The sequence below is a fragment of the Mesorhizobium sp. M4A.F.Ca.ET.050.02.1.1 genome (assembly GCF_003997725.1).
In the GTDB taxonomy this organism is placed as follows: Bacteria; Pseudomonadota; Alphaproteobacteria; order Rhizobiales; family Rhizobiaceae; genus Mesorhizobium.
Genome location: NZ_RZSG01001367.1, coordinates 1 through 702 on the forward strand (window position 1 = coordinate 1; position 702 = coordinate 702).

The following is a 702-nucleotide window of genomic DNA, read 5'->3' on the forward strand; positions in this document are numbered from 1 at the left end:
GCGTGTAGACGACCGCGTCGATGCGTTTGACGGACGCCAGAAGCATCTGCTCGCGGAAATCCGGCCCGGTGTCGATGACGACCGTTGTGCGGCCACCGTTCGCCGCGACCCGCTCGACCAGCGCGGCCGCGCGCATGCGCCGGTTCCTGGGATTGGCGGGATCGCAATCGCCCCAGTCGCCGGTGATGCGCGGCGTGCCGGGCGACGAGCCGCAGCCGAGGATGGTGAGGCGCAGCCGGTCGCTCATGCCTCAGGCGCCCGGCGCGTCGGGCCGCGGCATCTTCCGGAACAGCCGGAAGACATTGTCCGTGGTGATATCGGCGATCTCGGCCTCGCCGACGCCGATCGTCTCGGCCAGCACCCTGGCGGTGTTGGCGACATAGGCCGGCTCGTTGCGCTTGCCGCGAAACGGGATCGGCGCGAGATAAGGCGCATCGGTTTCGACCAGCAGCCGGTCACGCGGCACGTTGGCGGCGATGGCGCGCAAATCGGTCGAGTTCTTGAAGGTCAGGATGCCGGAGAACGAGACGTAGCCGCCAAGCGCGACGCCGACCTCGGCCAGCCTGCGCCCCGACGAAAAACAATGCAGAATGAAGGGGAAAGCGCCCTTCCCTGTCTCGTCTTCGAGGATCGCGGCCATGTCGTCGTCGGCATCGCGAGAATGGATGACCAGCGGCAGGCCGGTCTGGCGCGCCGCCGCGA

Annotated in this window: 1 protein-coding gene and 1 pseudogene; both read right to left on the reverse strand. The window is 68.4% G+C overall.

Annotated features, from left to right (window positions below; genetic code table 11):
• Positions 1–247: pseudogene (locus EOA33_RS37540) on the reverse strand (MBL fold metallo-hydrolase); the annotation flags it as partial.
• A 3-nt stretch (positions 248–250) separates the two neighbouring features.
• Positions 251–702 (reverse strand): TatD family hydrolase (locus EOA33_RS37545; protein ID WP_145989596.1); only part of this gene is annotated, 452 nt, incomplete at its 5' end.